Annotated in this window: 28 protein-coding genes; 15 read left to right on the forward strand and 13 right to left on the reverse strand. The window is 53.1% G+C overall.

Features of this window, described 5'->3' with window-relative positions:
- The first annotated feature begins 3 nt into the window (after positions 1 to 3).
- Both cyoE and JKP81_RS19275 read left to right on the forward strand, forming a co-directional pair.
- The gene (gene cyoE / locus JKP81_RS19270; RefSeq protein WP_200552981.1) at positions 4 to 891 is read left to right on the forward strand and encodes a heme o synthase; all 888 of its coding nucleotides are present in this window, start codon (positions 4 to 6) and stop codon (positions 889 to 891) included.
- Positions 892 to 1,038: 147 nt separating this feature from the next.
- Complete coding sequence (locus JKP81_RS19275; RefSeq protein WP_200552982.1) at positions 1,039 to 2,400, forward strand: MFS transporter; 1,362 nt, start codon at positions 1,039 to 1,041, stop codon at positions 2,398 to 2,400.
- Between the two features lie 41 nt (positions 2,401 to 2,441).
- Here the strand turns inward: JKP81_RS19275 and JKP81_RS19280 are convergent, their stop codons facing one another.
- Positions 2,442 to 2,933 (reverse strand): YajQ family cyclic di-GMP-binding protein, encoded by a 492-nt coding sequence (locus JKP81_RS19280; RefSeq protein WP_200552983.1) that lies wholly within the window; start codon positions 2,931 to 2,933, stop codon positions 2,442 to 2,444.
- A 139-nt stretch (positions 2,934 to 3,072) separates the two neighbouring features.
- Between JKP81_RS19280 and panE the strand changes: the two genes are divergently transcribed.
- Together panE and yajL are read left to right on the forward strand one after the other, a co-directional pair.
- Positions 3,073 to 3,984, forward strand: a complete 912-nt coding sequence (gene panE, locus JKP81_RS19285; RefSeq protein WP_200552984.1) for a 2-dehydropantoate 2-reductase — start codon at positions 3,073 to 3,075, stop codon at positions 3,982 to 3,984.
- Entirely contained in the window at positions 3,947 to 4,540 is a 594-nt protein-coding gene (gene yajL, locus JKP81_RS19290) for a protein deglycase YajL (protein ID WP_200552985.1), read from the forward strand. The genes panE and yajL overlap by 38 nt, the downstream gene beginning before the upstream one ends.
- Positions 4,541 to 4,632: 92 nt before the next feature.
- Here the strand turns inward: yajL and thiI are convergent, their stop codons facing one another.
- Positions 4,633 to 6,081, reverse strand: coding sequence for a tRNA uracil 4-sulfurtransferase ThiI (thiI, locus tag JKP81_RS19295; RefSeq protein WP_200552986.1), 1,449 nt, complete (start codon positions 6,079 to 6,081; stop codon positions 4,633 to 4,635).
- Positions 6,082 to 6,294: 213 nt separating this feature from the next.
- Between thiI and xseB the strand changes: the two genes are divergently transcribed.
- Genes xseB through JKP81_RS19315 form a run of 4 tightly spaced genes read left to right on the forward strand, consistent with a single transcriptional unit; the run spans position 6,295 to position 10,358 of the window.
- Positions 6,295 to 6,537 (forward strand): exodeoxyribonuclease VII small subunit, encoded by a 243-nt coding sequence (xseB, locus tag JKP81_RS19300; RefSeq protein WP_017458869.1) that lies wholly within the window; start codon positions 6,295 to 6,297, stop codon positions 6,535 to 6,537.
- A complete protein-coding gene (gene ispA / locus JKP81_RS19305) occupies positions 6,538 to 7,437 on the forward strand; it encodes a (2E,6E)-farnesyl diphosphate synthase (protein WP_200552987.1) in 900 nt (299 codons plus the stop codon).
- A 24-nt stretch (positions 7,438 to 7,461) separates the two neighbouring features.
- A complete protein-coding gene (gene dxs, locus JKP81_RS19310; protein ID WP_200552988.1) occupies positions 7,462 to 9,324 on the forward strand; it encodes a 1-deoxy-D-xylulose-5-phosphate synthase in 1,863 nt (620 codons plus the stop codon).
- A gap of 59 nt (positions 9,325 to 9,383) precedes the next feature.
- On the forward strand, positions 9,384 to 10,358 hold the full coding sequence (locus tag JKP81_RS19315; RefSeq protein ID WP_200552989.1) for an aldo/keto reductase: 975 nt from the start codon (positions 9,384 to 9,386) through the stop codon (positions 10,356 to 10,358).
- A gap of 38 nt (positions 10,359 to 10,396) precedes the next feature.
- Here the strand turns inward: JKP81_RS19315 and pgpA are convergent, their stop codons facing one another.
- The 6 genes from pgpA to nrdR form a co-directional block, all read right to left on the reverse strand.
- On the reverse strand, positions 10,397 to 10,912 hold the full coding sequence (gene pgpA, locus JKP81_RS19320; RefSeq protein ID WP_200552990.1) for a phosphatidylglycerophosphatase A: 516 nt from the start codon (positions 10,910 to 10,912) through the stop codon (positions 10,397 to 10,399).
- On the reverse strand, positions 10,890 to 11,867 hold the full coding sequence (gene thiL / locus JKP81_RS19325) for a thiamine-phosphate kinase (RefSeq protein ID WP_020456757.1): 978 nt from the start codon (positions 11,865 to 11,867) through the stop codon (positions 10,890 to 10,892). The genes pgpA and thiL overlap by 23 nt, the downstream gene beginning before the upstream one ends.
- Positions 11,868 to 11,942: 75 nt before the next feature.
- Complete coding sequence (gene nusB / locus JKP81_RS19330) at positions 11,943 to 12,362, reverse strand: transcription antitermination factor NusB (protein ID WP_017458863.1); 420 nt, start codon at positions 12,360 to 12,362, stop codon at positions 11,943 to 11,945.
- A gap of 19 nt (positions 12,363 to 12,381) precedes the next feature.
- A complete protein-coding gene (gene ribE, locus JKP81_RS19335; protein ID WP_065369181.1) occupies positions 12,382 to 12,852 on the reverse strand; it encodes a 6,7-dimethyl-8-ribityllumazine synthase in 471 nt (156 codons plus the stop codon).
- 89 nt (positions 12,853 to 12,941) lie between these two features.
- On the reverse strand, positions 12,942 to 14,045 hold the full coding sequence (ribD, locus tag JKP81_RS19340) for a bifunctional diaminohydroxyphosphoribosylaminopyrimidine deaminase/5-amino-6-(5-phosphoribosylamino)uracil reductase RibD (RefSeq protein ID WP_200552991.1): 1,104 nt from the start codon (positions 14,043 to 14,045) through the stop codon (positions 12,942 to 12,944).
- A 2-nt stretch (positions 14,046 to 14,047) separates the two neighbouring features.
- Positions 14,048 to 14,497 (reverse strand): transcriptional regulator NrdR, encoded by a 450-nt coding sequence (nrdR, locus tag JKP81_RS19345; protein WP_017458860.1) that lies wholly within the window; start codon positions 14,495 to 14,497, stop codon positions 14,048 to 14,050.
- A 153-nt stretch (positions 14,498 to 14,650) separates the two neighbouring features.
- Here nrdR and JKP81_RS19350 point away from each other — a divergent pair, with 153 nt between their 5' ends.
- Both JKP81_RS19350 and JKP81_RS19355 read left to right on the forward strand, forming a co-directional pair.
- Entirely contained in the window at positions 14,651 to 15,193 is a 543-nt protein-coding gene (locus JKP81_RS19350) for a DUF3251 domain-containing protein (RefSeq protein WP_065369183.1), read from the forward strand.
- A gap of 294 nt (positions 15,194 to 15,487) precedes the next feature.
- Complete coding sequence (locus JKP81_RS19355) at positions 15,488 to 16,357, forward strand: nucleoside-specific channel-forming protein Tsx (protein ID WP_200552992.1); 870 nt, start codon at positions 15,488 to 15,490, stop codon at positions 16,355 to 16,357.
- A gap of 42 nt (positions 16,358 to 16,399) precedes the next feature.
- Here the strand turns inward: JKP81_RS19355 and JKP81_RS19360 are convergent, their stop codons facing one another.
- Together JKP81_RS19360 and JKP81_RS19365 are read right to left on the reverse strand one after the other, a co-directional pair.
- On the reverse strand, positions 16,400 to 17,089 hold the full coding sequence (locus JKP81_RS19360; RefSeq protein ID WP_200552993.1) for a YafY family protein: 690 nt from the start codon (positions 17,087 to 17,089) through the stop codon (positions 16,400 to 16,402).
- A 50-nt stretch (positions 17,090 to 17,139) separates the two neighbouring features.
- Positions 17,140 to 17,505 carry a VOC family protein gene (locus tag JKP81_RS19365; RefSeq protein WP_200552994.1) on the reverse strand — a complete coding sequence of 122 codons (366 nt, stop codon included), beginning with the start codon at positions 17,503 to 17,505 and terminating at the stop codon, positions 17,140 to 17,142.
- 247 nt (positions 17,506 to 17,752) lie between these two features.
- On the opposite strand from JKP81_RS19365, the gene JKP81_RS19370 reads away from it, so the two are divergent.
- The 5 genes from JKP81_RS19370 to JKP81_RS19390 all read left to right on the forward strand — a co-directional run bounded on the left by JKP81_RS19370 (position 17,753) and on the right by JKP81_RS19390 (position 22,903).
- Positions 17,753 to 18,436, forward strand: a complete 684-nt coding sequence (locus JKP81_RS19370) for an ABC transporter ATP-binding protein (RefSeq protein WP_200552995.1) — start codon at positions 17,753 to 17,755, stop codon at positions 18,434 to 18,436.
- A gap of 9 nt (positions 18,437 to 18,445) precedes the next feature.
- Entirely contained in the window at positions 18,446 to 19,843 is a 1,398-nt protein-coding gene (locus JKP81_RS19375) for an ABC transporter permease (RefSeq protein WP_200552996.1), read from the forward strand.
- A 34-nt stretch (positions 19,844 to 19,877) separates the two neighbouring features.
- Complete coding sequence (locus tag JKP81_RS19380; RefSeq protein WP_200552997.1) at positions 19,878 to 20,669, forward strand: outer membrane lipoprotein-sorting protein; 792 nt, start codon at positions 19,878 to 19,880, stop codon at positions 20,667 to 20,669.
- Positions 20,666 to 21,940 (forward strand): hypothetical protein, encoded by a 1,275-nt coding sequence (locus JKP81_RS19385; RefSeq protein WP_200552998.1) that lies wholly within the window; start codon positions 20,666 to 20,668, stop codon positions 21,938 to 21,940. The genes JKP81_RS19380 and JKP81_RS19385 overlap by 4 nt, the downstream gene beginning before the upstream one ends.
- A gap of 279 nt (positions 21,941 to 22,219) precedes the next feature.
- A complete protein-coding gene (locus JKP81_RS19390) occupies positions 22,220 to 22,903 on the forward strand; it encodes a response regulator transcription factor (protein ID WP_200552999.1) in 684 nt (227 codons plus the stop codon).
- Positions 22,904 to 23,000: 97 nt separating this feature from the next.
- On the opposite strand, the gene JKP81_RS19395 is transcribed toward JKP81_RS19390, so the two are convergent.
- From JKP81_RS19395 to JKP81_RS19405, 3 genes are all read right to left on the reverse strand, one after another.
- Positions 23,001 to 24,896, reverse strand: coding sequence for an ATP-binding protein (locus JKP81_RS19395; protein WP_200553000.1), 1,896 nt, complete (start codon positions 24,894 to 24,896; stop codon positions 23,001 to 23,003).
- A gap of 84 nt (positions 24,897 to 24,980) precedes the next feature.
- Entirely contained in the window at positions 24,981 to 25,706 is a 726-nt protein-coding gene (locus JKP81_RS19400) for an Hpt domain-containing protein (RefSeq protein ID WP_200553001.1), read from the reverse strand.
- A gap of 16 nt (positions 25,707 to 25,722) precedes the next feature.
- A complete protein-coding gene (locus tag JKP81_RS19405) occupies positions 25,723 to 26,355 on the reverse strand; it encodes a response regulator transcription factor (RefSeq protein ID WP_200553002.1) in 633 nt (210 codons plus the stop codon).
- Positions 26,356 to 26,543: the final 188 nt, after the last annotated feature.

The following is a 26,543-nucleotide window of genomic DNA, read 5'->3' on the forward strand; positions in this document are numbered from 1 at the left end:
AGTATGTTTAAGCAATACCTGCAAGTCACGAAACCGGGCATTATTTTTGGCAACTTGATCTCCGTGATCGGGGGATTCCTGCTGGCCTCTAAAGGCCACATCGACTATCCCCTGTTCATCTACACGCTGATTGGTGTGTCGCTGGTGGTCGCCTCTGGTTGTGTTTTTAACAACTACATCGATCGTGACATCGACAAAAAGATGGAACGGACGAAAAACAGGGTGCTGGTCAGAGGGCTGATCTCGCCAAAAGTCTCGCTGGTTTACGCCGCCTTGCTGGGTATTGCTGGCTTCATGCTGCTGTGGTTTGGCGCCAACCCGCTGGCCTGCTGGCTCGGGGTAATGGGGTTCGTGGTATATGTGGGTGTCTACAGCCTGTATATGAAACGCCACTCCGTTTACGGTACGCTGATAGGTTCACTCTCCGGCGCTGCGCCGCCGGTGATTGGCTACTGTGCCGTCACCAACGAGTTTGACAGCGGCGCGGCAATCCTGCTGGCGATTTTCAGCCTGTGGCAGATGCCTCACTCGTATGCCATCGCGATTTTCCGCTTTAAGGATTATCAGGCAGCGAACATCCCGGTGCTGCCGGTGGTGAAAGGTATTTCCGTGGCGAAAAACCATATCACGCTCTACATCCTGGCGTTCGCTATCGCCACTTTGATGCTGTCGCTTGGCGGCTATGCCGGTTACAAATACCTGGTCGTTGCCGCAGCGGTAAGCCTCTGGTGGCTGGGCATGGCGCTGCGTGGATATAAAGTTGAGGATGACAGGGTGTGGGCGCGCAAGCTGTTCGTCTTCTCCATTGTCGCTATCACCTCGCTCAGCGTGATGATGTCGGTCGATTTTATGGTGCCGGATTCCCATAACCTGTTGACCTACGTTTGGTGATCCAAACCGCCATTATAAAGGGTGCTACGGCACCCTTTTTTCATGCCCAAGCGCCCCGCTTTACAGGTAATATTTGTTAATTAAGCTGTTATTTACCCCGCCCTGCCCCCGCACTACACTATGTCCGGTTTTCAAATTGAGGTGGTAATGAACGATTATAAAATGACGCCAGGCGAGTTGCGCGCTACCTGGGGTTTAGGGACTGTATTCTCGCTGCGCATGCTCGGCATGTTTATGGTCCTGCCCGTTCTGACCACGTACGGTATGGCGCTGCAGGGCGCCAGTGAAGCACTCATCGGTCTGGCGATTGGTATTTATGGCCTCGCGCAAGCCGTGTTTCAAATTCCCTTTGGCTTGCTTTCTGACCGCATTGGCCGCAAGCCGCTTATCGTTGGTGGGTTAGCGATTTTTGTTGCCGGGAGCGTGATTGCCGCCCTTTCCGATTCTATCTGGGGCATTATTCTTGGCCGCGCATTACAAGGCTCCGGTGCCATCGCCGCTGCCGTCATGGCGCTTCTTTCCGATCTCACCCGCGAGCAGAACCGCACCAAAGCGATGGCCTTTATCGGTGTCAGCTTTGGCGTCACCTTCGCTATTGCGATGGTACTCGGCCCGATTATCACGCACCAGTTGGGTTTGCATGCACTGTTCTGGATGATTGCCGGGCTTGCAACTGCCGGCATTGCGTTAACCGTGTGGGTCGTGCCAGACAGCCAGCAACATGTGCGTAACCGCGAATCCGGCATGGTGAAAGATTGTTTCCAGATGGTGATGGTCAACCCGAAGCTGCTAAAACTCAACTTTGGCATTATGTGCCTGCATATCCTGCTGATGTCGACGTTCGTTGCACTGCCAGGGCAACTCGAAGCCGCCGGTTTTCTCGCGCCGGATCACTGGAAAATCTACCTTGTCACCATGCTTATCTCTTTCGTTTCTGTGGTGCCGTTTATTATCTACGCCGAAGTAAAGCGCCGAATGAAGCGCGTTTTCGTGTTCTGCGTGGCACTACTGCTGATTGCGGAAATTGTGTTGTGGGGCGCGGGGCCACATTTCTGGGAAATCGTCATTGGCGTGCAGATCTTTTTCCTCGCTTTCAACCTGATGGAGGCGTTATTACCTTCATTAATCAGCAAAGAAGCGCCTGCAGGCTATAAAGGTACGGCGATGGGGATTTACTCCACCAGCCAGTTTATCGGCGTGGCGATAGGCGGCGCGCTCGGCGGCTGGGTAGATGGTCTGTTTGACTCGCAAACGGTGTTCCTTGCCGGCGCATTGCTGGCGATGGTTTGGCTGCTTGTCGCGGGCACCATGCAGGAACCGCCCTATGTCAGCAGCTTACGCATCGCGATCCCGGAAAATGTCACCATCAATGAAGCACTGCAGCAGCGCTTGCTGGCAACTAAAGGTGTGAGTGAAGTGTTGGTGATTGCCGAAGAGCGCAGCGCTTACGTCAAAATCGACAGTAAGATCACTAACCGCTTTGAAGTTGAACAAGCCGTAGCGGGTTAACGCTGCGACACGCTCTCTCCGCCGGGGAGAGAGCACGTACATTAATCGCGGAAGTTTTTGAACTGGAATGGCTGGCCGAGATTGCCGCCGCGCACCAGCGCCATGACGGACTGCAAGTCATCACGGGATTTCCCGGTTACACGAATCTCTTCGCCCTGAATCTGCGCTTGCACTTTCAGCTTGCTGTCTTTAATCAGCTTGATGATTTTCTTCGCCGTCGCGGCATCAATACCCTGTTTCAGTTTTGCTTCAACGAACCAGGTCTTGCCGCTGTGGACAAACTCTTCCGGCACGTCCAGCGACGCCCCTTCAATGCCGCGTTTCAGCAACTTAGCGCGCAAAATATCCAGCAACTGGTTAACCTGGAAATCGGATTCGCTCAACACCTTAATGGTCTGTTTCTCTTCGTTCAGATCAAACGTGGCTTCAACGTTGCGAAAATCAAAGCGAGTCGCTACTTCACGGGTCGCATTCTCAACGCCGTTTTGCACTTCACGCATTTCAACTTCGGAAACGATATCGAAAGATGGCATCTTTTCTTCTCCCTCTGCATTTGTTGCGTTGCATAATACCCGCAACGAGGCATAACTCAACTTGTAATACGGGAAGCTTAGCCGACAGCGCTATAATGGTGAAAGCAACACCTGGCGACGTTGCAGGTGAGGAGGATAAATGAGAATTACCGTACTCGGATGCGGTGCTTTAGGGCAATTGTGGTTAACCGCGTTGTGTAAAAAGGGACATGAGGTACAGGGTTGGTTGCGCGTTCCACAGCCATTTTGCAGTGTGAATGTCGTTGATGAAGACGGCTCAATATTTAACGAATCCCTGACGGCCAACGATCCTGAATTCCTGGCGCGTAGCGATTTATTGCTGGTGACGTTAAAAGCGTGGCAAGTTTCCGATGCGGTGAAAGGGTTGGCAGCAACACTCTCGCCTTCAACACCCGTGCTACTGATTCACAACGGCATGGGCACCGTCGAAGAGTTGAAAGCGCTGACGAATCCGTTACTGATCGGCACTACCACTCATGCTGCGCGCCGCGATGGCAACGTTATCGTGCACGTTGCCAACGGCACCACGCACATTGGCCCGGCGCGACAGCAGGATGGCGAATTCAGCTATCTGGCCGACATCCTGCAGGATGTGCTGCCGGACGTAGCCTGGCATAACACGATTCGTCCGGCGCTGTGGCGCAAGCTGGCGGTGAACTGCGTCATCAACCCGTTAACCGCGCTGCATGACTGTAAAAATGGCGATCTTCGAGCTTTTCCGGAGGAGATCCACAAGGTCACGCATGAAGTTGCCGCAGTGATTGAACGTGAAGGCCACCATATTTCTGCCGATGATTTACTGAGCTACGTGAATCAGATCATTGAAAACACGGCAGAAAATATTTCATCTATGCTGCAGGACGTACGCGCGATGCGCCATACCGAGTGCGATTATATTACGGGTTACCTGCTCAGACGCGCCCGCGCGCACGGTATCGCAGTGCCGGAAAACGCCCGTCTCTATGAAATGATTAAACGTAAGGAGAGTGAGTATGAGCGCATCGGCTCTGATATGTCTCGCCCCTGGTAGTGAAGAAACCGAAGCGGTCACCACTATCGATCTGCTGGTTCGTGGCGGTATTGCCGTGACTACCGCCAGCGTCGCCAGCGATGGCAAGCAGGTCATCACCTGCTCACGCGGCGTCAAACTGCTGGCGGATGCACCGTTAGTAGAAGTAGCCGATGGCGATTACGATGTGATTGTACTGCCCGGCGGTCTGAAAGGGGCAGAGTGTTTTCGCGATAGTCCGTTACTGGTGGAAACCGTGCGCCAGTTCCATCTCTCGGGTCGTATTGTTGCCGCCATTTGCGCGGCGGCGGGCACTGTGCTGGTGCCGCATGAGATTTTCCCGCTGGGCAATATGACCGGTTTTCCGGGTCTGAAAGAGACCATTCCCGCCGAACAGTGGCAGGATAAACGAGTAGTGTGGGATCCGCGTGTCAATCTGCTCACCAGCCAGGGACCGGGCACCGCCATCGATTTTGGTTTGAAGATTATTGATTTGCTGGTGGGGCGCGAAAAAGCACACGAAGTGGCGTCACAACTGGTGATGGCCGCCGGAATTTATAACTACTACGAAGCCTGAAAACAAAAAGCCCGGCGGTGCGATGCCTGCCAGGCTTTCAATGCAAAGTAACGCGAAAGCTGCCGGAAAAGGTCACCCTTTCCGGTAGTTTTTTATGGGCGATAAACTTTAACGTTGGCAAAGCCCTGCTCGCGCAGATAGAGCGCCTGCAGGCGGCTCATCACGCCGCGCTCGCACCACAAAAGCCAGGTTTTGTTCTGATCGAGATCGCCAAATTTGGTGCTCAGTTTATAGAACGGCAGCGAAACCACGTCGATCCCTTCCAGCTTCAGCGGTTTGTCATCCTGTTCATCAATAGAACGAATATCCAGGATTACATCGTTCGGGCCAAAACCAGTTACTGTTTCAACTTCAACAACCGTTTCCTGGGCCTGCTGGGCGATTTCGCGGATATCGATATTGCTCGCTTCAGCAACCACTTTATCAAGGATGGAGAAGTCGAAATGCTCCTCTTCCGCTTCGATCTTCGCCTTCACCGCTTTAACGGTTGGGCTTTTCGAAATCACACCGCAATATTCCGGCATGGTACGGGCAAAATCTTCAGTACCGATTTCACGCGCCAGATCGATGATGTGCTCTTTGTCGTAAGAGATAAGCGGGCGCAGAACCAACGTGTCAGAAACGTTGTCAATCAAACGCAGGTTGGTCAGCGTCTGGCTGGAAACCTGGCCCAGTGCTTCACCGGTCACCAGCGCCTGCACGCCGTAGCGTTCAGCCACTTTTGACGCTGCACGCACCATCATGCGTTTCAACACTACGCCCATCTGGCCGTCATCCACTTTTTCGAGGATTTCACCGACCACTGGCTCAAAGTTGATCGCCACAAAACGCACGCGGTGGGAGCTACCAAAACGGTTCCACAAATAGTGCGCGACCTGGCGAACGCCAATTTCATGCGCTGCGCCGCCCAGGTTAAAGAAGCAGTAGTGTACGCGGCAACCGCGGCGCATCAACATATAACTGGAAACGCCAGAGTCGAAACCACCAGAGATAAGCGACAGCACATCTTCCTGGGTGCCGATCGGGAAACCGCCAATACCTTCATAGCGGCCTTTTACTAACAGCAGGCGATCGTCTTCGATCTCCAGGTTCACCGTTACATCCGGGTGAGTCAGTTTGACGCGCGCCGATTCAACATGCTGGTTCAGACCGCCGCCAACATAACGTTCAACTTCAATCGAGCTAAACTCATGCTTGCCGCGACGTTTAACGCGCACGCAGAAGGTTTTACCTTCGATCTGCTCGCGGTACTGCACCAGCGCTTTCTCAAAAATGTCGTGCAGCGAGGTGAAAGGAACATCTTCCACTTCGAGAATATGGTGGATGCCCGGAATACGGGTCAGCGCTTCGCGGATAGCCAGGCGCTGATTTTCATCTTTGGCGCGCACTTCGATATGATCCCAGTGGCGGACAACGGCGAGGGTCTCGTCGTACTGCTTCAGAACGTTACGAATGTTCCCGGTCAAAATTTTAATAAAGCGCAAACGCACAGATTGGCTTTTGATGGTGATTTCCGGGAACAATTTAATGATAAACTTCATGGCGGCAATGGTTCGTTGGCAAGCCCGGCTGGGCCTGTATAGGAAAATAATACAGCAGCCCCATACCCGCGGCTGCATCCAGGCGCAGGAGTATACCACCATCGTAATAAAGCTGCGCACATTGCATTACCATTGCGCGTTATTTGCTAAGCGCCGGGACTTCGCTACCATAGCTACGTTGAGCCAGAACAATAGAAGAGTCAGACATTCACTATGCCAAAGAAAAACGACGCACCGGCCAGTTTTGAAACAGCGCTAAGCGAACTGGAACAGATTGTCACTCGTCTTGAAAGCGGCGATCTACCGCTTGAAGAGGCACTCAATGAATTCGAACGCGGCGTGCAGCTGGCGCGCCAGGGACAGGTAAAACTCCAGCAAGCGGAACAACGCGTGCAGATCCTGCTCTCTGATTCACAAGAGGCTCCCCTTACGCCTTTTGCTCCGGACGCTGAATAAATGGATTTCGATCAACAGCTACAGGCCTGTGTCTCTCAGGCCAATGAAGCGCTGCGCCGATTTATCGCGCCACTGCCCTTTCAGAACACTCCTCTGGTTGAGGCCATTTCCTATGGCGCATTATTAGGCGGTAAACGTCTGCGCCCTTTTTTGGTTTATGCCACGGGCACCATGTTCGGCGTTAGCCAGCAAACGCTGGATGCGCCCGCAGCGGCGGTGGAGTGTATTCACGCTTACTCGCTGATCCACGACGATCTGCCCGCCATGGATGATGATGATCTCCGTCGGGGTTTACCGACATGCCATATTAAGTTTGGTGAAGCCAGCGCCATCCTCGCGGGTGATGCGTTACAAACTCTGGCTTTCTCCATTCTTGCAGATGCACCAATGGCAGAAGTCGATGCGCGTGACCGGCTGGCGATGGTTTCGGAACTGGCTCACGCCAGCGGCGTCGCAGGAATGTGCGGCGGCCAGGCACTGGATCTCGCAGCGGAAGGCAAGCGGGTTTCACTGGCTGAACTGGAGCAGATCCATCGCCACAAAACCGGCGCGCTGATTCGCGCAGCGGTGCGAATGGGCGCGCTAAGCGCTGGGGATAAAGGCCGCGAAGCCCTGCCATTGCTCGATCGCTATGCCGAATGCGTTGGTCTGGCGTTCCAGGTTCAGGATGACATTCTGGATGTTGTCGGCGATACTGCGACGCTTGGCAAACGCCAGGGCGCTGACCAGCAACTGGGGAAAAGCACCTATCCCGCACTACTGGGCCTTGAGCAAGCCCGGACAAAAGCCCGCGACCTGATTGACGACGCCCGGCAAGCTTTAAGCCTGCTTGCGGCACAGTCGCTGGATACGACGGCACTGGAAGCACTGGCGAATTACATAATCCAGCGTGATAAATAACGAAAACACCACGATGAGTCTCTGATGAGTTTTGATATAGCCAAATACCCGACGCTGGCGCTGGTTGATACCACGCAAGAGTTGCGCCTGCTGCCGAAAGAGAGCCTGCCGAAGCTATGCGACGAACTGCGCCGCTATCTGCTCGACAGCGTGAGCCGCTCCAGCGGGCACTTCGCCTCCGGGCTTGGCACGGTTGAATTGACCGTCGCGCTACATTACGTCTACAACACGCCATTTGATCAGCTGATCTGGGACGTGGGCCACCAGGCGTATCCACATAAAATTCTGACCGGCCGTCGTGACAAAATCGGCACCATCCGGCAGAAAAACGGGTTGCACCCTTTCCCATGGCGCGGCGAAAGCGAATACGACGTGCTGAGCGTCGGCCATTCATCAACGTCCATTAGCGCCGGTATTGGCGTGGCTGTCGCAGCCGCGAAAGAGGGCAAACAACGTCGCACCGTCTGCGTGATTGGCGATGGCGCGATCACCGCAGGCATGGCATTTGAAGCCATGAACCACGCGGGCGATATTCGCCCGGATATGCTGGTGGTATTAAACGACAACGAAATGTCGATTTCTGAAAATGTCGGCGCGCTGAATAATCACCTGGCGCAGTTGCTCTCCGGCAAGCTCTACTCCACGCTGCGCGAAGGCGGCAAGAAAGTGCTTTCTGGCGTACCGCCGATTAAAGAGCTGATTAAGCGCACCGAAGAGCACATCAAAGGCATGGTGGTGCCGGGTACGCTATTTGAAGAGCTGGGCTTTAACTATATCGGCCCGGTCGACGGTCACGATGTGCTGGGTTTAGTGCAGACGCTGCGTAATATGCGCGATCTGAAAGGCCCGCAGTTCCTGCATATCATGACCAAAAAAGGGCGCGGTTATGAACCGGCCGAAAAAGATCCAATCACTTTCCACGCGGTACCGAAATTCGATCCAACCAGCGGAACGCTGCCAAAAAGCAGCGGCGGCATGCCGAGCTATTCGAAGATTTTCGGCGACTGGCTGTGCGAAACCGCCGCCAAAGACAGCAAGCTGATGGCGATCACGCCGGCGATGCGTGAAGGTTCCGGCATGGTTGAGTTTTCGCGCAAATACCCGGATCAATACTTTGATGTGGCGATTGCCGAACAGCATGCGGTGACATTTGCCGCAGGTCTTGCAATTGGCGGCTACAAGCCGGTAGTGGCGATCTACTCCACCTTCCTGCAACGTGCCTATGATCAGGTTATTCATGATGTGGCAATCCAGAAGTTGCCGGTGCTGTTCGCTATCGACCGTGCCGGGATCGTTGGCGCAGACGGTCAAACTCACCAGGGCGCGTTTGATATTTCGTATCTGCGCTGCATCCCGGGCATGGTGGTGATGACACCGAGCGACGAAAACGAATGTCGCCAGATGCTGTTTACTGGCTATCACTACGCAGATGGCCCAAGCGCGGTGCGCTACCCGCGCGGTAATGCCGTTGGTGTGCCGCTGCAACCGCTGGAAAAAATGCCCATCGGCAAAGGTGTAGTGAAACGCCGTGGCGAAAAAGTGGCGATCCTTAACTTTGGCACGCTGTTGCCGGAGGCGGAAAAAGCCGCCGAAGCTCTGAACGCCACGCTTATCGATATGCGTTTTGCCAAACCGCTGGATGAGGCGCTGATTCTGGAAACCGCCGCGCGCCATGAATCGCTGGTAACGCTGGAAGAAAATTCTATTATCGGTGGCGCAGGCAGCGGCGTGAATGAGGTGCTGATGGCTAACCGCAAACCGGTACCGGTGCTGAATCTTGGGCTGCCGGATTTCTTTATCCCGCAAGGCACGCAGGATGAAGCCCGCGCCGAAATAGGCCTGGATGCGGCAGGTATCGAATCCCGCATCAGAAACTGGCTTGCCTGACCTCCCCTTTCCGCTCCTGCTATGCTTAAACGTACGTTTTGACAAGCAGGAGTGGAACCATGCAATACAACACATTAGGAAAAACAGACCTGAAGGTTTCCCGCCTTTGTCTGGGCTGCATGACGTTTGGCGAGCCGGATCGCGGTAAACACGCCTGGACATTGCCCGAAGAGAGCAGCCGCCCCATCATCAAACACGCCCTGGAAGGCGGCATCAACTTTTTCGATACCGCAAACAGCTACTCAGACGGCAGCAGTGAAGAGATTGTTGGCCGGGCGCTGCGTGATTTCGCCCGCCGCGAAGATGTTGTGGTGGCGACAAAAGTGTATCACCAGGTCGGCGATTTGCCCGAAGGCCTGTCACGCGCGCAAATTTTGCGCTCCATTGACGACAGCCTGCGGCGTCTGGGCATGGAATATGTGGATTTACTGCAAATCCATCGCTGGGATTACACCACGCCTATCGAAGAGACACTTGAAGCGCTGGACGAGGTAGTAAAAGCCGGTAAGGCACGCTATATCGGCGCATCGTCAATGCACGCCCGTCAGTTTGCCCAGGCGTTAACGTTGCAGGAGCAAAACGGCTGGGCGCGCTTTGTTACCATGCAGGATCACTACAACCTGATCTATCGCGAGGAAGAACGCGAGATGCTGCCGCTGTGCTACAAAGAAGGCGTGGCGATTATTCCGTGGAGCCCGCTGGCGCGCGGGCGTTTAACGCGTCCGTGGGGGGAAACCACTGCGCGTCTGGTGTCAGATGAATTCGGCAAAACGCTGTACAGCGAAACGGATGACAACGACGCACAGATAGCCGAGCGGCTGGCGGGTGTGGCAGAAGAAATTGGCGCATCGCGCGCGCAGGTCGCGCTGGCGTGGCTACTGAGTAAACCCGGTGTTGCCGCGCCGATTATTGGTACATCGCGTGAAGAGCAACTGGACGATTTACTGGGCGCGGTGGATTTAACGCTGACACCGGAGCAGATTGCCGAGCTGGAGACGCCATATCAACCGCATCCAGTGGTTGGCTTTAAGTAAACACGAAACCGCCCTCTCCCGCCGGGAGAGGGAAAGCGTCAGATAAGCCCAAGCGGCCAGTGATGGCCAATCAGATAGAGTAGCCCGGCGGCGATGATCCCGGCGACAATATCATCGACCATGATCCCCATACCGCCATGCACGTTGCGATCAAACCAGCGGATCGGCCACGGCTTCCACATATCCAGAATACGGAACAATACAAACCCCACGGCGACCCATTGCCAGTCATTGGTCGGGAGCGCCATCAGCGTTATCCACATGCCGATGAACTCATCCCAGACAATACTGCCGTGATCGTGCACACCCATGTCTTTTGCCGTCTGGTGGCAGAGGTAAACGCCAAGCGAGATCCCAAACATCACCAGCAGCGAGTAGAGCTGCCAGGGCAAAAAGGTCATCGCCCACCAGAAGGGAATCGACGCCAGCGAGCCCATGGTTCCCGGAACGATGGGGCTTAAACCACTACCAAAACCGGTAGCCAGCAGATGCCAGGGGTTGCGTAAGTTGAGACGGCTTTTAGCCACATCTTTAGTGCGCGGCAAAGTGGTCATATCCTTTCCAGTCAAGCGTTACGGCTTTGCCGTCGCGGGTGAAATGCAGCCCTTCAATATCCGCGCTGATCTGCCCGATACAGGTAAAAGGCGCACCCAACTGACCAATCGCGACATCCAGCGCACCGCGGTTCAGCTCCGGCACGGTAAAGCACAATTCATAATCTTCCCCGCCGGAAAGCGCCCAGCGCAGCGCCTGATCCGGCATGACGTGGCGGCGAACAGCGTTGGAAAATGGCAACGCATCCAGATCAATACGCGCGCCGCAGCCGCTGGCTTTCAACACATGCGCCAGGTCAGAAATCAGACCATCGGAGAGATCAATCGCCGAACTTGCGAGATTACGCAGCGCCTGCCCCTGCAATACGCGCGGCGTTGGTCGCAGGTGGCGCTTGAGCAAATACTGGGCATCAGCGCTATCGTTCACGGCTAAACGCTGTTGCAAAATCGCCAGCCCGGCAGCGCTGTCGCCCGGCGTGCCGGTGACGTAAATCCAGTCGCCTGGTTTCGCGCCAGAACGTTTCATTGCGCGCCCAACCGGCACATAACCATGAATGCCAATCGTCATCGACAGCGGGCCACGCGTGGTGTCGCCGCCAATCAGTTGCATATCGTAGTAATTGAGCTGTTCGAACAGGCTGTCGCTAAAGGCTTGCAGCCAGGCTTCATCTGCCTCGGGGAGCGTCAGAGCCAGCGTTAACCACGCCGGATCGGCCCCCATCGCCGCCAAATCGCTGAGATTCGATGCCATCGCTTTATACGCCAGATCGGCCGGATCGATATCCGGCAGAAAATGGTTGCCCGCCACCAGCGTATCGACGCTTATCGCCAGCGTCTGTTTTTCGGGAACATTGAGTAGCGCGCAGTCGTCGCCGATGCCAGTTTCTACATCGCGACGGGAATTTCGTACGCGGTCAAAATAACGGGCAATCAGGGAAAATTCGCCGCATGCCATACGTTATGCCTCTGTAGAAAAAAGAAAAAGCCGGAACCGACGCGCAACGTGCAGCGCCAGTTTCCGGCTTGCGGATCACTTCTTGTGGGGACGGATCGCAGGTGCGGCTTTATCCAGCACGCCGTTAACAAACTTGTGGCTGTCTTCAGCACCGAAGGTTTTTGCCAGTTCGATAGCCTCGTTGATCGCCACTTTGTACGGCACATCATCACGTTTGGACAGTTCGAACAGCGCGATACGCAATACCGCTTTCTCGACCTGCCCCAGCTCTTCGAGCAAACGGGACAGATAAGGCTTCATTAAGCCATCGAGATATGCGCTATTAGTCGCCACCCCGGTCAACAGTTCACGGAAGTACAGGACGTCAACGTCTTTAACGTCTTGCTCTGCCAGGAACTGGTATTCAACATCAGAGATGTCGTTCTGGGACAACTGCCAGGAGTAGAGCGCCTGGACGGCACACTCACGGGCGCGGCGACGAGCAGCAGGTTTCACGGAATTCCCCTTACAAAAATCAGGCCTTGATGGCTTTCAATACATTAATCATTTCAAGCGCGGTCAGTGCGGCTTCCGCACCTTTATTACCGGCTTTGGTGCCAGCGCGTTCGATGGCTTGTTCAATACTTTCAGTGGTCAGCACGCCGAAAGCTACCGGGATCTCACTGTCCTGGGCAACATGTGCCAGACCATTGCTTGCACCGCCGGCAACATATTCGAAGTGCGCGGTACCGCCGCGGATCACGGTGCCAAGTGCAATCACCGCGTCATATTTGCCGGTTTTCGCCAGCGCACCTGCCGCCAGCGGCAGTTCGTAAGCGCCAGGCACCCACACAACGGTGATGTTGTTATCTTTCACCTGACCGATGCGTTTCAGCGCATCAATCGCGCCTTCCAGCAGGCTGTCGTTGATGAAGTTGTTGAAACGCGCAATGGTGATGGCGACGCGAGCGTCCGGGGCAGCAACGTTGGCTTCAATAATGTTCATACACTTCCTTCACAGGTTCAGTTCGGACCCCGCAGGGGGGCGGATTTTAGCATAATATTTTACGCGCTGCTTCCCTTTTACAGCAGGCATCACGCATGAGTGAGATGCAGGCAGACATCGGGGCCAACCTGACGTATCTCATTGAATTCAAAGTGTGGTGCGTCAGCAAGGGCAGATAACCCCGGCAGCACACACAGACCGCGCGCATCGCTGCCTAACAGTGTAGGAGCCAGATAGACAATCAGCTCATCCACCAAGCCTGCCTGCAGTAACGCGCCGGCAAGATGCGCACCCGCTTCGACCCATACACTGTTGATCTGCTGTTTGCCGAGCAGCATCATCAGCGTGACCAGATCGGCGTGGCCGTTATGTTCCGGTACGATAATTTCACGCACATTTTCAGGCCACTGGCGCTCATCGGCGCGCGTGCGGGCAAACCAGGTTTCTCCCGGCAGGCCGACTAACTGATGTTGGGGTGTCACCCGGTTCTGGCTGTCAACAACAATGCGTACCGGTTGGCGCAAATTTTCCTGCGGGTAAAGCGTCTGAGTATCCGCATTTAACTCTGCCCAGCGCACGGTCAGTGCCGGATCGTCCGCCAGCACCGTTTCGCTGCTGGTCAGGATCGCGTGGCTCTGCGCGCGTAGCAGCTGTACGTCGCGGCGCGCCTGCGGTGAGGTGATCCACTGGCTTTCGCCGCTGGCCATCGCGGTACGGCCATCAAGCGACGCGCCGAGCTTAAGTTGCACGTAAGGGAACCCGGTACGCATACGTTTGAGGAAGCCTTTATTCAACGCTTCGGCTTCACTCATCATTAACCCGTGGCTGACTTCGATACCTTCCTGCTGTAAGCGATACAAACCGCGCCCGGCAACCTGCGGGTTCGGATCCTGCATTGCGGCAACCACGCGCGCAACGCCAGCATTAATCAGCGCTTCACAGCATGGCGGTGTGCGTCCGTGATGGCTGCACGGTTCGAGCGTGACGTACGCCGTCGCACCGCGAGCCCGTTCGCCCGCCATGCGCAACGCATGCACTTCCGCGTGCGGTTCGCCTGCGCGGTAATGAAAACCTTCGCCGACAATTTCGCCATCGTTGACAATTACGCAGCCGACACGCGGGTTCGGGTGAGTGGTAAAACGCCCGCGCTGCGCCAGTTTCAGCGCCCGCGCCATGTATATTTCGTCGAGCATGATTAGTCCTGTAGACGGGCGATCTCTTCGCCAAATTCGCGAATATCTTCAAAGCTACGGTAGACGGAGGCAAAGCGGACATAGGCCACTTTGTCGAGCTTTTTCAGTTGCTCCATCACCAAATTGCCAATCATCTTACTCGGCACTTCCCGTTCACCGGTTGCGCGAAGTTGCGATTTAATGTGGTTCAGCGCCATTTCAACGTCATCCGCGCTGACCGGGCGCTTTTCGAGCGCTTTTAACATGCCACGACGCAGCTTCTCTTCATTGAACGGTTCACGCACATCATTGCTTTTCACGACGCGCGGCATCACAAGCTCCGCCACTTCAAAGGTGGTGAAACGCTCATTGCAAACCAGGCACTGCCGGCGACGGCGAACGGATGAACCTTCACCTACCAGGCGAGAATCGATAACTTTGGTATCCACGGCGAAACAGAATGGGCAATGCATACGGCGTCCTGACGTTAGAGTTAACTGAAATCTATTTTACCCTGAACTGGCATGACAACAAAGGCAGACCGTTTTTGAGACAATGGATCGATGGCAACGAGGCCGTTGCGATCTACCATTACAGAGAAGATCCTATCCAAGGAAACAGACACAATGACAAGACGTTACCTAAGAACCCTGTTACTGGGAAGCCTTTTTGCCCTCAGTGCCTGCGCCCAGCAAAGCGAAGTTCGCCAGCTTCATCAAAGTGTCAGCACGCTAAATAATGAAATGAGCAAGCTGAACAAAGAGACGGTGAAAATCACCCAGCAGAACACGCTGAATGCCAAATCCGGTAGCGGCGTTTACCTGCTGCCAGGCGCCAATACGCCCGCCCGGTTGAATAGCCAAATCGGTATGCTGCGGATGTCGTTGCAAAATATCGCGCCGAATGCGGCGGGAACCCGCGTTGTGTTGCGAATTCAGGGCGAATCGAACGATCCGTTACCGGCTTTTAGCGGCACCGTTGAGTGGGGTCAGATCCAGGGCACCACCGAGAACTACCAGGAAGTGAATGTACAAAACCAGCTGATTAACGCACCAGCCAGCACGCTGGCGCCGAGCGACATTGATATTCCGCTGCAACTTAACGGCATCACGCCGGAGCAGTTAGGTTTTGTCCGCATTCACGATATCCAGCCCGCCAATTTGCAGTAACATCCGGGGCGACGCTGTCGCCCTTTCTTACTCTCTGTCATGCATTTTCTTCTTTTTTGTCATCTCTTCATCACATTCACCAATTTGCAATATCGATAAATGCCAGTACAATCGCCGTCGTTTATTGCACGCAAACGTGAACGCAATCGATTACGCGTGTGTCAATAATGTGAAACAACACATATTTTTGTGAACGCGGATACTTATAATAGGCGCGCAGAAATATGAAACATTTAGAAACTCCATGCGTGCTTTCTTTCACTCCCGTCTGGGATCTCAATCAGTGGCGTAATGATGAAAAAAACAATTCTCGCAGCCGGTGCTGCTCTGGCGCTTTCCGCTTCTTTTACTGCTAACGCAGCGGATAACAGCAAACCTGAATACGTTTCCGACTGGTGGCACCAGAGCGTAAACGTGGTGGGCAGCTACCACACCCGTTTCGGACCTGTTCCGCGTAACGATACTTATCTGGAATATGAAGCGTTCGCTAAGAAAGATTGGTTTGATTTCTACGGCTACCTGGATGCGCCGGTCTTCTTCGGTGGTAACACCGGTGCGAAGGGGATCTGGAACCACGGTTCGCCGCTGTTTATGGAAATCGAGCCGCGTTTCTCTATTGATAAACTGACCGGAACCGACCTGAGTTTCGGTCCGTTCAAAGAGTGGTACTTCGCCAACAACTACATTTACGACATGGGCCGCAACGCTTCCGGTCGCCAGAGCACCTGGTACATGGGTCTGGGTACCGATATCGACACCGGTTTGCCGATGAGCCTCTCCCTGAACGTCTATGCGAAATACCAGTGGCAGAACTACGATGCGCCGAACCAGAACGAGTGGGATGGATACCGTTTCAAAGTGAAATATTTCGTGCCGATCACCAGCCTGTGGGGCGGCCAGCTGAGCTACATCGGTTTTACGAACTTTGACTGGGGCTCAAAACTGGGCGACAGCCGCTACTACGTTAACGGCGAACAGTTCCGCACCAACAACTCGATTGCTTCCAGCCACATTCTTTCGCTGGGCTACGATCACTGGCACTACTCTGTGGTTGCCCGTTATTGGCACAATGGCGGTCAGTTTAAAGATGATGCAGCCATGGGCGATAGCTATGTGCGTTCTACCGGTTGGGGTGGTTACCTGGTTGTTGGTTACAACTTCTAATCCCGCAGCATTGCACAAGAGCCGACCCGATGGTCGGCTTTTTTATTGCCAGCGCGCTTTCTGCAAGTTAACAAAATCCTGCATCGTTCTGTCCGCGCGTTCCGTAAATGTCTTGCCGGTAAAAGCGACCGATGTGCAGCGATCGAGACGAAAACAACGATAGTCATCGCGTAACGTACACCACGACACCAATACCCACACGCTTCCCATAAACGACAACCCTAACGGATGGATCACCCGCTCCGAGGCTTTTCCTTTGTCGTCTTCATAATGCAAATGCAGCTCCTGATGTAGCCGCATCGCCTGGTGCATAACATCAAACCAGACGCGCACCTGCGGGTATTTATCAAAATTGGGTGAAACGATGCGGTTGCGCTCAGCCGTAATGCGTTTGTCGTAAGGCAGCACCGCCAAAAGTTTTTCCTGCGCCGAACCGGCAGCCTGTGCCAGCGTATCACCGCTCCAGGTTTGCAACATGCCGATAGCGGCAATGAGTGCTTCAACCTCAAGACCGGTAAACATTAACGGCGGCAAATCGAAACCGGGCAGTAAACGGTAACCGCTGCCCGCCTCGCCCTGAATCGGTACGCCGGAAAGCGACAAATCGCGAATGTCGCGATAAATGGTGCGTTCAGAAACCTCCAGCCGCTCGGCCAGTAGCGCCGCCGTCACGCGACGTCGGGTACGCAGAACCTGAACTATCTGAAACAATCGATCGGCACGACGGCTCATAACTTATCCGGATGAAGAAAAGCCCGCGCATTAGCACGGGCATCAGTGGTTCAGGCGGGTTGATGCAATCCAACCCGGTTACCCTCACTGTCAATAATCAAGGCAATAGTACCAATGCCCTGCGGCAATACTTCCGGGCCAAAACAACATTCACCGCCCTTTTCACGTACGCGCTCCAGCGCAGCCGCAAGGTTTGCCGTCGCCAGGTAGACCACTGTACCACCGCTTACCGGCTGGAACATTGGCCCTTTTACCAGCGCACCGCCAGTGGCGGGTTTTACATGCGGAAATACCGCCATTTCGATACCAGCTACGGTCTCATGGCGAAACTGGCCGCCTAAAACATGCTCATAAAACGCGACTGCACGATCCAGCTTTTGTACCGGCAATTCAAACCAATTCACTAATGTTTTCATGCTCTGTTCCTCTGCGTTAAAAAAATCAACACAGCGAGTCTGCCAGAGGGCTCCTGACAGCATATTGTCAGTAGGGATCGTCTTACTATTTTCCGTCCTGCCGCGATAATTATCCGAAAAACATAATTAACTAAAGCATTAATGAGCATGCTATGTATTCAAAGCAAAATGATATCTATAAAATCCGCCCCCTGCCGTAATCGGTAGTCGACACAAACAGGAATTTCACGCTAAGGAACAGGGAACAATGTGGGCAGTTGAAATGCAGGCCGTCAGTAAAAGTTATTTATTAGGGCAGGTTCGTGTTGACGCATTAAAAGAAGTGACGCTCAACATTGCAGCAAAACGGTTTACCGTGTTATCCGGTCAGTCCGGCAGTGGCAAAACGACACTACTGAACTTAATCGGCGGTATTGATACTCCCGATAGTGGCCGCCTGGTGATTGCCAATCGCGAAATGAACAGCCTCAATGACGACCAGTGCAGCGCTTTTCGCGCCCGTAACCTTGGATTTATCTTTCAGAACTTCAATCTTATCCCGGTGCTCACCGCACGCGAAAACGTCGAAATTCCACTTCTCGCACAGCGTCGCACCGCAGCCTGGCGCAAACAGGCGGTCAACGACATGCTCGAGAGCGTCGGCCTTGGCGATAAAGCTGATTCGTTGCCGAACCAGCTCTCTGGCGGGCAGCGCCAGCGCGTCGCCATCGCCCGGGCGCTCATTCACCGCCCAACGCTGGTGGTGGCCGACGAACCCACTGCGAACCTCGACAGCAAAACAGGCAAATCCATTTTACAACTGTTACGGCGTTTGCAGCAGGAGCATGCCGTTACGGTGGTGTTCTCTTCCCACGATCCGCAGGTGATTGCCGAGGCCGATGATCTGTATGTCGTCCACGACGGCAGTGTGAACGGACCGAGCGATCGCTAAGGAGAGAACATGCTGAAACTAAAAACGCTGAAACACGCGTTGCGCAACCTGCTGCGCAACCGTCGGCGGACCTTATCAACACTCTGTGCAATCGTGGTGGGTGCCGTCGGTATTCTGCTGTTTGGCGGTTATAACCACTCGATCAAATACAGTTTGCAAACGACATTCGTGCGTAGTACCGGTCATCTGCAAATCCAGCATCGGGATTATTTACTGCACGGTACGGGAAACCCGGCGCAATACAGCATCCGCAATTACCAGAAAGTGATGGATATCATCGCCCGCGATCCGGTACTGCAACCGATGCTCACCGTCAGCACGCCAGTGCTGATGCTGACAGGCATCGCCGGGCATTATGCGATCGGGACGTCACGTCCGGCGCTTATTTACGGCAGTGAAGCCGCAGGGAAAGTACAACTGAACAAATGGGACGAATACCACCTCGGTGATTTCCTGCAAAACCGCCAGATATACTCTGGTGCCGCAGCGGATTCGGCATTTATTGGCGGCGGCCTGGCGCGTTTGCTGCAATTGTGCGACCTCGCAAAAAACCAGCCTTGCAATGCTCCTCAAGCCAAAGAGAATCACGCCGCCGATCTTCCGGCCGATCTTCTGCAACTGTCGCAGCAAGCGCGGCAGGCGCACGCTACAGACAGCGACAATTACATTGAGCTGCTGGCGGCTTCCGGTAACGGCGCGCCAAATATTGTGCGCGTTAAAGTGGAGGGTATTCAGCCGCAACCCGCTCGCGAGCTGGATGATAGCTTTGTTGGCATCCATCTGCACCAGGCGCAACAACTGCTGTTTGGTCAGGAGACGCCAGGCGTGACGGCTATCATTCTGCAACTGCACAGCACCTCGCAACTGGCGGCGACGCGAGCGCGGCTCCAGCAGCTTTTTGCCAGCGAACTCGCGGATTATCCGCTGACAGTATACGACTTCACCGAGCTGCAGCCATTGTATAAACAGGTACTAAAAATGTTCGCCAACATGCTCAATTTCATGCTGGTTCTCATCCTCGCCATCGCGCTATTCACCGTCAGTAACACCATGGGAATGGCAGTAATGGAGCGCACGGTGGAGATTGGTACGCTGCGTGCTGTCGGGCAGACACGGCGTGATATCCAGCGCTTGTTTCTTAGCGAAGGCTCGCTACTGGGTGTGTTCGGCTCGATTATCGGGGTAATCGTCTCTTTATTGCTGGCGTATCTGATCAATCACGCCGGGCTTACCTGGCAGCCTCCCGGCGTGACAGTGCCAATCAGGATCCATATCAGCGTGTGGGGAGAGTGGGCAATGGTTAGCAGCGTAGTCGGCGTGTTGTTGCTGATAACCGTGATCTCATCGTGGTGGCCTGCACGCCGCGCGGCGAATGTCTCTATCGTCGAGGCGCTGCGCCATATCTGACCCTGCCCTTCATCTATCAACAAGGAAGAACGTAATGCAATTGCAAAAGAAACCACTGGCACCCTTGTGCCTGGTGTGGCTCTTGTTGGCCGCGATGCCAGCAAGCGCCGCGCTTGAAGCGCAACAAATCCTGAAAAAAAGTGACGAGGTGCGTAACCCGGATCGATCCTTTAGCCTGGTCACAACGCTTATCAGTTATAAAAACGGCAAGCAGAACGACACCAGCAAACTGGTGCTTTACTCGCGCGCATCGCCGAATGGCGGTCAATTCCGCAGCCTGCTGCGCTTTATCAGTCCGCAGCGCGATGCGGGAAAATTGACCCTAAAAAGTGGCCGCGATCTCTGGCTTTATGATCCGGCAAGCCAGGCGAGCGTGCCAATCTCCCCGCAACAGCGTCTGTTGGGGCAAGCGTCTAACGGCGATGTCGTAACGGCAAACTGGGCCGAAGATTACAAGGCAAGCCTGGTGGCGGAAGAACAGATCCAGGACGGCGAAAAACAGATGCGCGACTGCTACCGCTTGCATTTAGTCGCAACCAATCCGGACGCTCCCTACCCTTCGATGGATCTTTGGGTCGACAAAAACGATTTCAAAAGCCGTAAAGCGGAGTTTTACGCCGTTAATGGCAACCTGCTGAAAACGACCTGGTATCGTCGCTACGAACCCGCACTGGGCGGTGTGCGCCCTACCGAGGCGGTGATCATTGATGGCGTCAACGCCCAGCTTGTTACCGTTCTGCGCCAGCAAAATTTTGCCTGGCGAGATGTCCCGGAAGCGTGGCTACAACGCGATTATCTGGCGCACTTTAAGGATACGGATCAATGAAGGCTACGCGCGCGCGCTTAAGCTGGCTCATCGCACTCGGCGCGCTGTGCAACGCTTCTGCCAGCGCACAGCAGGATAGTACCCTGGCGGCGCTTGAACTGGCGGATAAGACCGAGTTTACCGCCATGGAAAATAAGGCGCTGAGTGGACTACTCGAAATAGCCAGCAGCCTGAACGAAAACAGCGCTAAAGAGCAACGCGCGTCGCTGGATATGCGCTGGGACAAAACCCTGTTACGCAACTGGCGGGCTGTACTTTCGAACCGCTTCGACAGCCGTTTCTCTCACGCTCTAAACCAAAACCGTAATATCAATACCTTGCGTGAAGCCTGGCTTAGCTATGCGCTGACGTCTCAGGCCTCCATCGATGTCGGGCGCATTAACACCCGTTATGGTGTTGCGCTGGGCTATAACCCTACCGATTTTCTTGGTCGCGGTACTGTGCGTTCAGCCATATCGGCCGATCCGGAGTCCCTGCGCAGCAATCGACTGGGCAATGCCATGATCCGTTTGCAAAAATTTTGGGACAACGCGGCGGCAACGGTGATCTGGTCGCCAAAAATCAGTGCCAGCCGGCGGCAGAACAGCGCCAGCCTTGACTGGAATGCCAGTAATCCCCGCGAACGGATTTTACTGGCGGGAAGCTATCGCTTTGCCGAAAACCTTAATCCTCAGTTATTGCTGCTACAGGAAGAACACCGATCACCTCAGTTGGGCGTAAACCTTTCGCGAGTGTTGTCGCGCTCCGCGCTGGTCTATGCGGAATGGGCGGGAGGACGCCAGCCCTTTAACTGGCAGGAAGCGCTGCCCGAAAGCCAGTGGAATACGGCGTGGCGTAACCGTGCAGCAGTTGGTTTAACCTGGACTGGCGAGAACCATTTAACCCTGCGTCTGGAGGGGCACTATAACGGCAGTGCCGACAGTAAAAAGGCCATCTCCGCACTCCGTGCCGCTCCCCCTTATATTGCCGCACAGATTGCCGCCTCTCCCGCAGACAGCACCGCGCAGCAAGCGCAAGACGGGCTGACGCCACGACGTGGTGCGCTATTGCAGGCGTACTGGAAAGACATCGCCGACCAGTATGACTTCAACCTGATTTGGCAGAGGGATTTGCAGCGTCAGAAAAATATGGGATTTGTCGAGCTAAGGCGTCACCTGGATTCGGTGGATATCGCCCTTCAGTGGCAAAAAATCTACCGCCCTGAGGTGAAAAAGACCTATAGCGTGCAGCCAGAAAGGCGCTGGCAACTCTCCGTGGATTACTATTTTTAAACTGCGTGATATTGCCGGGGCATTAGCAATCCCCGACCCGCAATGACAATATGAATAACCTGACTCATCACCTCAACAATTGTTGAACGGGAATCTATCCATTTCAGGAATATAACGAGCAGCCCTGAAAATAACGTTGACAGTTTATTCATCACATCTTCCATGTCGGGCTTAAATATCATGGTCATTTTTCTTACTGGTCAGATAGAAAACAGGAATAGAACATCGTATCTTCTCTATCCCGCTTACATTCCTCAGGCAGGTTTAGGAGGTTAATCTATGTCCATTAATATTTTAATTGTGGATGAGCATGCCATTATACGTCGGGGAATGACCTCGATGATTAACTCACTAAAAAACAGCAATCTTAATACTGATAAACTTGATATTGATGTTATCGGTGATACCAATGAGCAAACAGAGCTTCTTGATATTCTCGCCAGTAAAAAAGTGGATCTTCTCTTTCTGGGTTATGGCCTGCATACCATTAAAACGGGTAACCCTGTGTCGGAACTGGATGGCGTTGCACTGGTAAAATGGATTTCAAGCCGTTACCCCAATACAAAAACCATCGTGTTGTCGCCTTATAACAATACGAATCTTATTCGTATTGCGCTGGAGGCGGGTGCCAAAGGCTATATAAGCCGTAACACCAGCGAACGCACACTCTGGCGAGCCATTACTACCGTGCTGATGGACGAAGTTTATATTGAACGAGGGTTAATGGACTCACTGTTCCGCCGCGATGCGCTGACGCCGCAGGAATTATCAACGCGCGAAAGTGAGGTTTTACGCTTATTATGCCGTGGACTTTCGTTAACAACGATTTCCAAACGCATGAACATCAGTATTAAAACTGTCAGCGCACATAAACTCCGCGCCATGGGAAAACTCAATGTGCGAACGGATTGCCAGCTTTATTGTTTATTATTTCAGACGCGGATGTTTGATATCGCAATGTAAATTGCCGCATCGCATTTAATCTCTTAGCCGGTAAATAAAAAGGCCTCAGTATTTTTCCAACTCAGGCCTTTATGTATAACTTAAAAATTATCAACAGTCATTTAATCCATTTATTGATAACTTCCTGACTGCAAGGCTTGAACAAACAGCCATCCATTCCTGCCGCGATGCATTGTTCAACAACCTCGGCTTGCGCAATGGCGGTGAACCCCAACAGCGTTGCACGCGTCTCTCCGGAACGCAGCTCTTCCGCGCGTATCAGCTTTGCCAGCGCGAAACCATCCATCACCGGCATGTTGCAATCGATCAGAATGTAATCGTAATTGCGGGTCATTAACCAAAGGGTTAGCGCTTCTTCTCCATTCGTTGCTTCGCAGACCTGATGACCAAGAAATTCAAGTTGATGACGTAACAACATAAGGTTCGGCGGATAATCATCAACAATAAGCACCCGTTTTACGCCGGAAGATGAGCACCTTGCTGGCGCAGCCGATACATGCTCAGCAGGATTTACCGCTACAGCAGGCAGACGCAAACGCACATGCACAGCGGTACCTTCACCTGGGGTGCTTTCCAGCGTTAATTCACCTTTCATCAGTTCACACAGGGTACGACAGATAAACAACCCCAACCCAGAGCCAAGCCGCGAAGCGTCTTTATCGGAACTCAACTGGGTGAAGGGCTTAAAAAGCCTTTTCTGGTCGTCGGGCGTAATGCCGATCCCGGTATCTTTGACGGTCAGCGAAACCGCAATCATCCCCTCAACAGCCGGTTCATGTTTTAAAATGACGTCTATTGAACCTTCGCGGGTAAATTTAACCGCATTACTTAACAGGTTAGAAAGGATCTGTTTGTAACGATGAGGGTCAATTTTTAGCAGACACCGATCGCCACCTTCTACATGCATATTAATCGTTAGCTGTTTTTGATCGGTCGCCTCTTTGAATAACAGCGCCACCGAGCGAGTCAACGCAATCAGCTCCTCTTTTCGCGGCGCTATTGCCATACGGCCCGATTCAATCCGTGAAATATCCAGAATATCCCCCACGACAGCGAGTAAATTTTTTGCGGCATCGTGCGCAACTTCCAGCATTGGCTGTGGCTGTTGCGCCAGCACATTCTGTTTGATTTGCAGTTCGAGAATGCCAAGAATCGCGTTTAACGGCGTGCGAATTTCATGGCTCATCACCGAGAGAAAATTCGTCTTCGCCCGATTTGCCGCTACGGCTTCATCCCTCGCTTCATTCAATTGCTGAATGAATTCCTGCCGCTCCGTCATGTCTATCCAGCCACTTAAAACACCATTGTTTCGGCCATCGCTCCCGTGGAAAGGAATGATCCAGTAAAAAACAGTGCGTGATTGGGCTGAGTGGTTAAACGTCAGCAACCTGTCACGCATGTGCGGGACACCTGTAGTAATCACCCGCTGATAGTCGCGGTGAAACTCACGGATCATGAATTCCGGCAGAGGCAAAACATCGACGGTTTTCCCATACACCTCTTCGCGCGTGACGTTCATCTCTTCCAGATAGCGGATATTACAACTGACAAGCTCCCCGCGCAGATTACGCACCGCGACCGGCCAGGGGACGGAAAACATCATATTGCTCATGCAGGCGAGTTGCTCTTTAAGCCGCTGCTGCATACGTATGCGCTGGTTGACCTGGCGTCTGAGCGAAATGATCCACACCATCGAGATGATAACAATCACCGACATCACCAGACTAATGACCTTGATATGACGGCGCCCGCCCTGCCAAAACACGCTCTTTTGCGCAGCAACTCCACTGTTCACCGGAAACGTATTTACGGCTGCAGATCCGACAGGAGGAGTTGCTTGAACTATTTGCTTTTCTGCTGCTCCGCTGCCGGAAATATCGGCTGTATAAAAAGCGATATTTGTCTGACGAGCATTTACTGCGAGGCAGCAAGTAAAGAGAAGCGATAATAAAAAAACGCACCATTTAATATAGTGAGAAATAAAATAAAACATTCTCTTTTCCTGGTTTTTAATTGCTGGCCAATACAATGTGTATAAACACAATTAATATTCCAGACCGGGTATACTTACAGCAAATCAACCGAACAAAAACACCAGTTGGTTAAAATCTTTAAACATGAGTGAAATAAAACGCTGACGCATTTTAGAAATATTTTCTTGATTTATCGTTCCCTCATCGATCAACTTCGGCAATCGTTCCATCACGATGCAGTAGCGTATCGCCCGGCGCATTCCCAAAAGATACCAGGAAGATTTCATTCGGTGGGCAAGATTCGCGATCTGAAGGAGTGTTCCAGCGCGCGCGATGATATCGAGTTGTTGAATATCGGACGCTAACGCCTGTAAGAGCTTCGAAAGCATGGCATCAATTATTGGCTGCTGATGATTCGCCAGCAGATGTAATTCATGCAACTCCGGTTGCGCTATATCCCTCGGCTGAAAAGAGCAGCGTAAACGCTCTGCAGATAAAGGAAGAGACAAAATATGGTCGAATCCCTTCAGACGCAGCATTGATTCTGTTTCTGGCTGTTCATTGCCTATGCAGGCCAGTAATAACGAAGGCAATGTTAATTCTCCCGCCAACTCCGCAGCGAGAAGTTTCTCAACTAAATCAACACCTGAATGTGCACTCTCGCTCAAATCGACCAATAGCGCATGCCAGGGGTGACGGGAAAGCGCATTCTGCGCATCGCTTATATTCACAGTAGCGATATTTACATCACTGTAAAAGCGCAGCTGTTGGGCGAGTGCGCGCTGCTGCTCAGCACTGTATGTCGCAAGTAGTGTCTGCATTCCATGCATAACAAACTCCATGTCGTTAACTTGTTAATCCAATTTGCTGCAGGTATTGATAAAGCTCGTATTCGGAGGTGACACCCAGTTTGCGCATGGCACTTTTTTTCTGTGCGCTGACGGTTTGTTTCGTCCTGCTAAGCCGGGTACTGATATCGTTCACCGTCATGCCGCGCAGTAACAGGCGCAACACCTCATTCTCTTTTGGCGTTAACTTCACCTCAAGTTGCGCGGAAGCGTCATCTTGCGGCGTATTCGTTCTCGGAGAAATAGCAGGCGAGGTGAGCGCTTGCAATGTCTGTAACAGTTTTGTCGACAAACTGGCCTTATTTAATACCGTGTGGACTCCGAGACGGAGTAATGAATGCTGAATACCGGGGTTATTGATCATAGAAACCACAATAATCAGTAAATCTGGCCAGCGTCTTTTTAATAATTGAATGAGCGCCAGACCATCATTATATCGCTCTCCGGGCATACTGAGATCGGTTATGAGAATATCAGTTGCGTGCTGCTCCAGCTTTGCCACGACTTCATCGGCGGTCATGGCTTCATCAATGATGAGGTATTGCGCGGAAAGTGGTGCGAGTAACGTTCGCATCCCCATTAAATAAATAGGGTGATCATCTGCAATCAACACTTTTTTAGGTTTCAACACGCTTAGAAATCTCTGGTCACAGCCATATCATTACGAGTTCACGCACTTTAACAAAAAAAAATGGCAATGCAGAATGAATATTTAATAAAGGAAAGGCGCTCGCATTTTATAAAAATAAAAAAGCGAAATTAATATATTTAATAAATAAATGCGTTGTTATTATAAACAGAAAAAATGCCACAGATAAA

It is taken from the genome of Kosakonia sp. LAM2021 (assembly GCF_016620385.1).
Classification (GTDB): domain Bacteria; phylum Pseudomonadota; class Gammaproteobacteria; order Enterobacterales; family Enterobacteriaceae; genus Kosakonia; species Kosakonia sacchari.

What these genes read in the sequence shown, in the direction of transcription:
- cyoE (WP_200552981.1), top strand. Translation starts at nt 4, where the DNA reads ATGTTTAAGCAATACCTGCAAGTCACGAAACCGGGCATTATTTTTGGC.
- JKP81_RS19275 (WP_200552982.1), top strand. Translation starts at nt 1,039, where the DNA reads ATGAACGATTATAAAATGACGCCAGGCGAGTTGCGCGCTACCTGGGGT.
- JKP81_RS19280 (WP_200552983.1), bottom strand. Translation starts at nt 2,933, where the DNA reads ATGCCATCTTTCGATATCGTTTCCGAAGTTGAAATGCGTGAAGTGCAA.
- panE (WP_200552984.1), top strand. Translation starts at nt 3,073, where the DNA reads ATGAGAATTACCGTACTCGGATGCGGTGCTTTAGGGCAATTGTGGTTA.
- yajL (WP_200552985.1), top strand. Translation starts at nt 3,947, where the DNA reads ATGAGCGCATCGGCTCTGATATGTCTCGCCCCTGGTAGTGAAGAAACC.
- thiI (WP_200552986.1), bottom strand. Translation starts at nt 6,081, where the DNA reads ATGAAGTTTATCATTAAATTGTTCCCGGAAATCACCATCAAAAGCCAA.
- xseB (WP_017458869.1), top strand. Translation starts at nt 6,295, where the DNA reads ATGCCAAAGAAAAACGACGCACCGGCCAGTTTTGAAACAGCGCTAAGC.
- ispA (WP_200552987.1), top strand. Translation starts at nt 6,538, where the DNA reads ATGGATTTCGATCAACAGCTACAGGCCTGTGTCTCTCAGGCCAATGAA.
- dxs (WP_200552988.1), top strand. Translation starts at nt 7,462, where the DNA reads ATGAGTTTTGATATAGCCAAATACCCGACGCTGGCGCTGGTTGATACC.
- JKP81_RS19315 (WP_200552989.1), top strand. Translation starts at nt 9,384, where the DNA reads ATGCAATACAACACATTAGGAAAAACAGACCTGAAGGTTTCCCGCCTT.
- pgpA (WP_200552990.1), bottom strand. Translation starts at nt 10,912, where the DNA reads ATGACCACTTTGCCGCGCACTAAAGATGTGGCTAAAAGCCGTCTCAAC.
- thiL (WP_020456757.1), bottom strand. Translation starts at nt 11,867, where the DNA reads ATGGCATGCGGCGAATTTTCCCTGATTGCCCGTTATTTTGACCGCGTA.
- ribE (WP_065369181.1), bottom strand. Translation starts at nt 12,852, where the DNA reads ATGAACATTATTGAAGCCAACGTTGCTGCCCCGGACGCTCGCGTCGCC.
- ribD (WP_200552991.1), bottom strand. Translation starts at nt 14,045, where the DNA reads ATGCTCGACGAAATATACATGGCGCGGGCGCTGAAACTGGCGCAGCGC.
- nrdR (WP_017458860.1), bottom strand. Translation starts at nt 14,497, where the DNA reads ATGCATTGCCCATTCTGTTTCGCCGTGGATACCAAAGTTATCGATTCT.
- JKP81_RS19350 (WP_065369183.1), top strand. Translation starts at nt 14,651, where the DNA reads ATGACAAGACGTTACCTAAGAACCCTGTTACTGGGAAGCCTTTTTGCC.
- JKP81_RS19355 (WP_200552992.1), top strand. Translation starts at nt 15,488, where the DNA reads ATGAAAAAAACAATTCTCGCAGCCGGTGCTGCTCTGGCGCTTTCCGCT.
- JKP81_RS19360 (WP_200552993.1), bottom strand. Translation starts at nt 17,089, where the DNA reads ATGAGCCGTCGTGCCGATCGATTGTTTCAGATAGTTCAGGTTCTGCGT.
- JKP81_RS19365 (WP_200552994.1), bottom strand. Translation starts at nt 17,505, where the DNA reads ATGAAAACATTAGTGAATTGGTTTGAATTGCCGGTACAAAAGCTGGAT.
- JKP81_RS19370 (WP_200552995.1), top strand. Translation starts at nt 17,753, where the DNA reads ATGTGGGCAGTTGAAATGCAGGCCGTCAGTAAAAGTTATTTATTAGGG.
- JKP81_RS19375 (WP_200552996.1), top strand. Translation starts at nt 18,446, where the DNA reads ATGCTGAAACTAAAAACGCTGAAACACGCGTTGCGCAACCTGCTGCGC.
- JKP81_RS19380 (WP_200552997.1), top strand. Translation starts at nt 19,878, where the DNA reads ATGCAATTGCAAAAGAAACCACTGGCACCCTTGTGCCTGGTGTGGCTC.
- JKP81_RS19385 (WP_200552998.1), top strand. Translation starts at nt 20,666, where the DNA reads ATGAAGGCTACGCGCGCGCGCTTAAGCTGGCTCATCGCACTCGGCGCG.
- JKP81_RS19390 (WP_200552999.1), top strand. Translation starts at nt 22,220, where the DNA reads ATGTCCATTAATATTTTAATTGTGGATGAGCATGCCATTATACGTCGG.
- JKP81_RS19395 (WP_200553000.1), bottom strand. Translation starts at nt 24,896, where the DNA reads ATGTTTTATTTTATTTCTCACTATATTAAATGGTGCGTTTTTTTATTA.
- JKP81_RS19400 (WP_200553001.1), bottom strand. Translation starts at nt 25,706, where the DNA reads ATGCATGGAATGCAGACACTACTTGCGACATACAGTGCTGAGCAGCAG.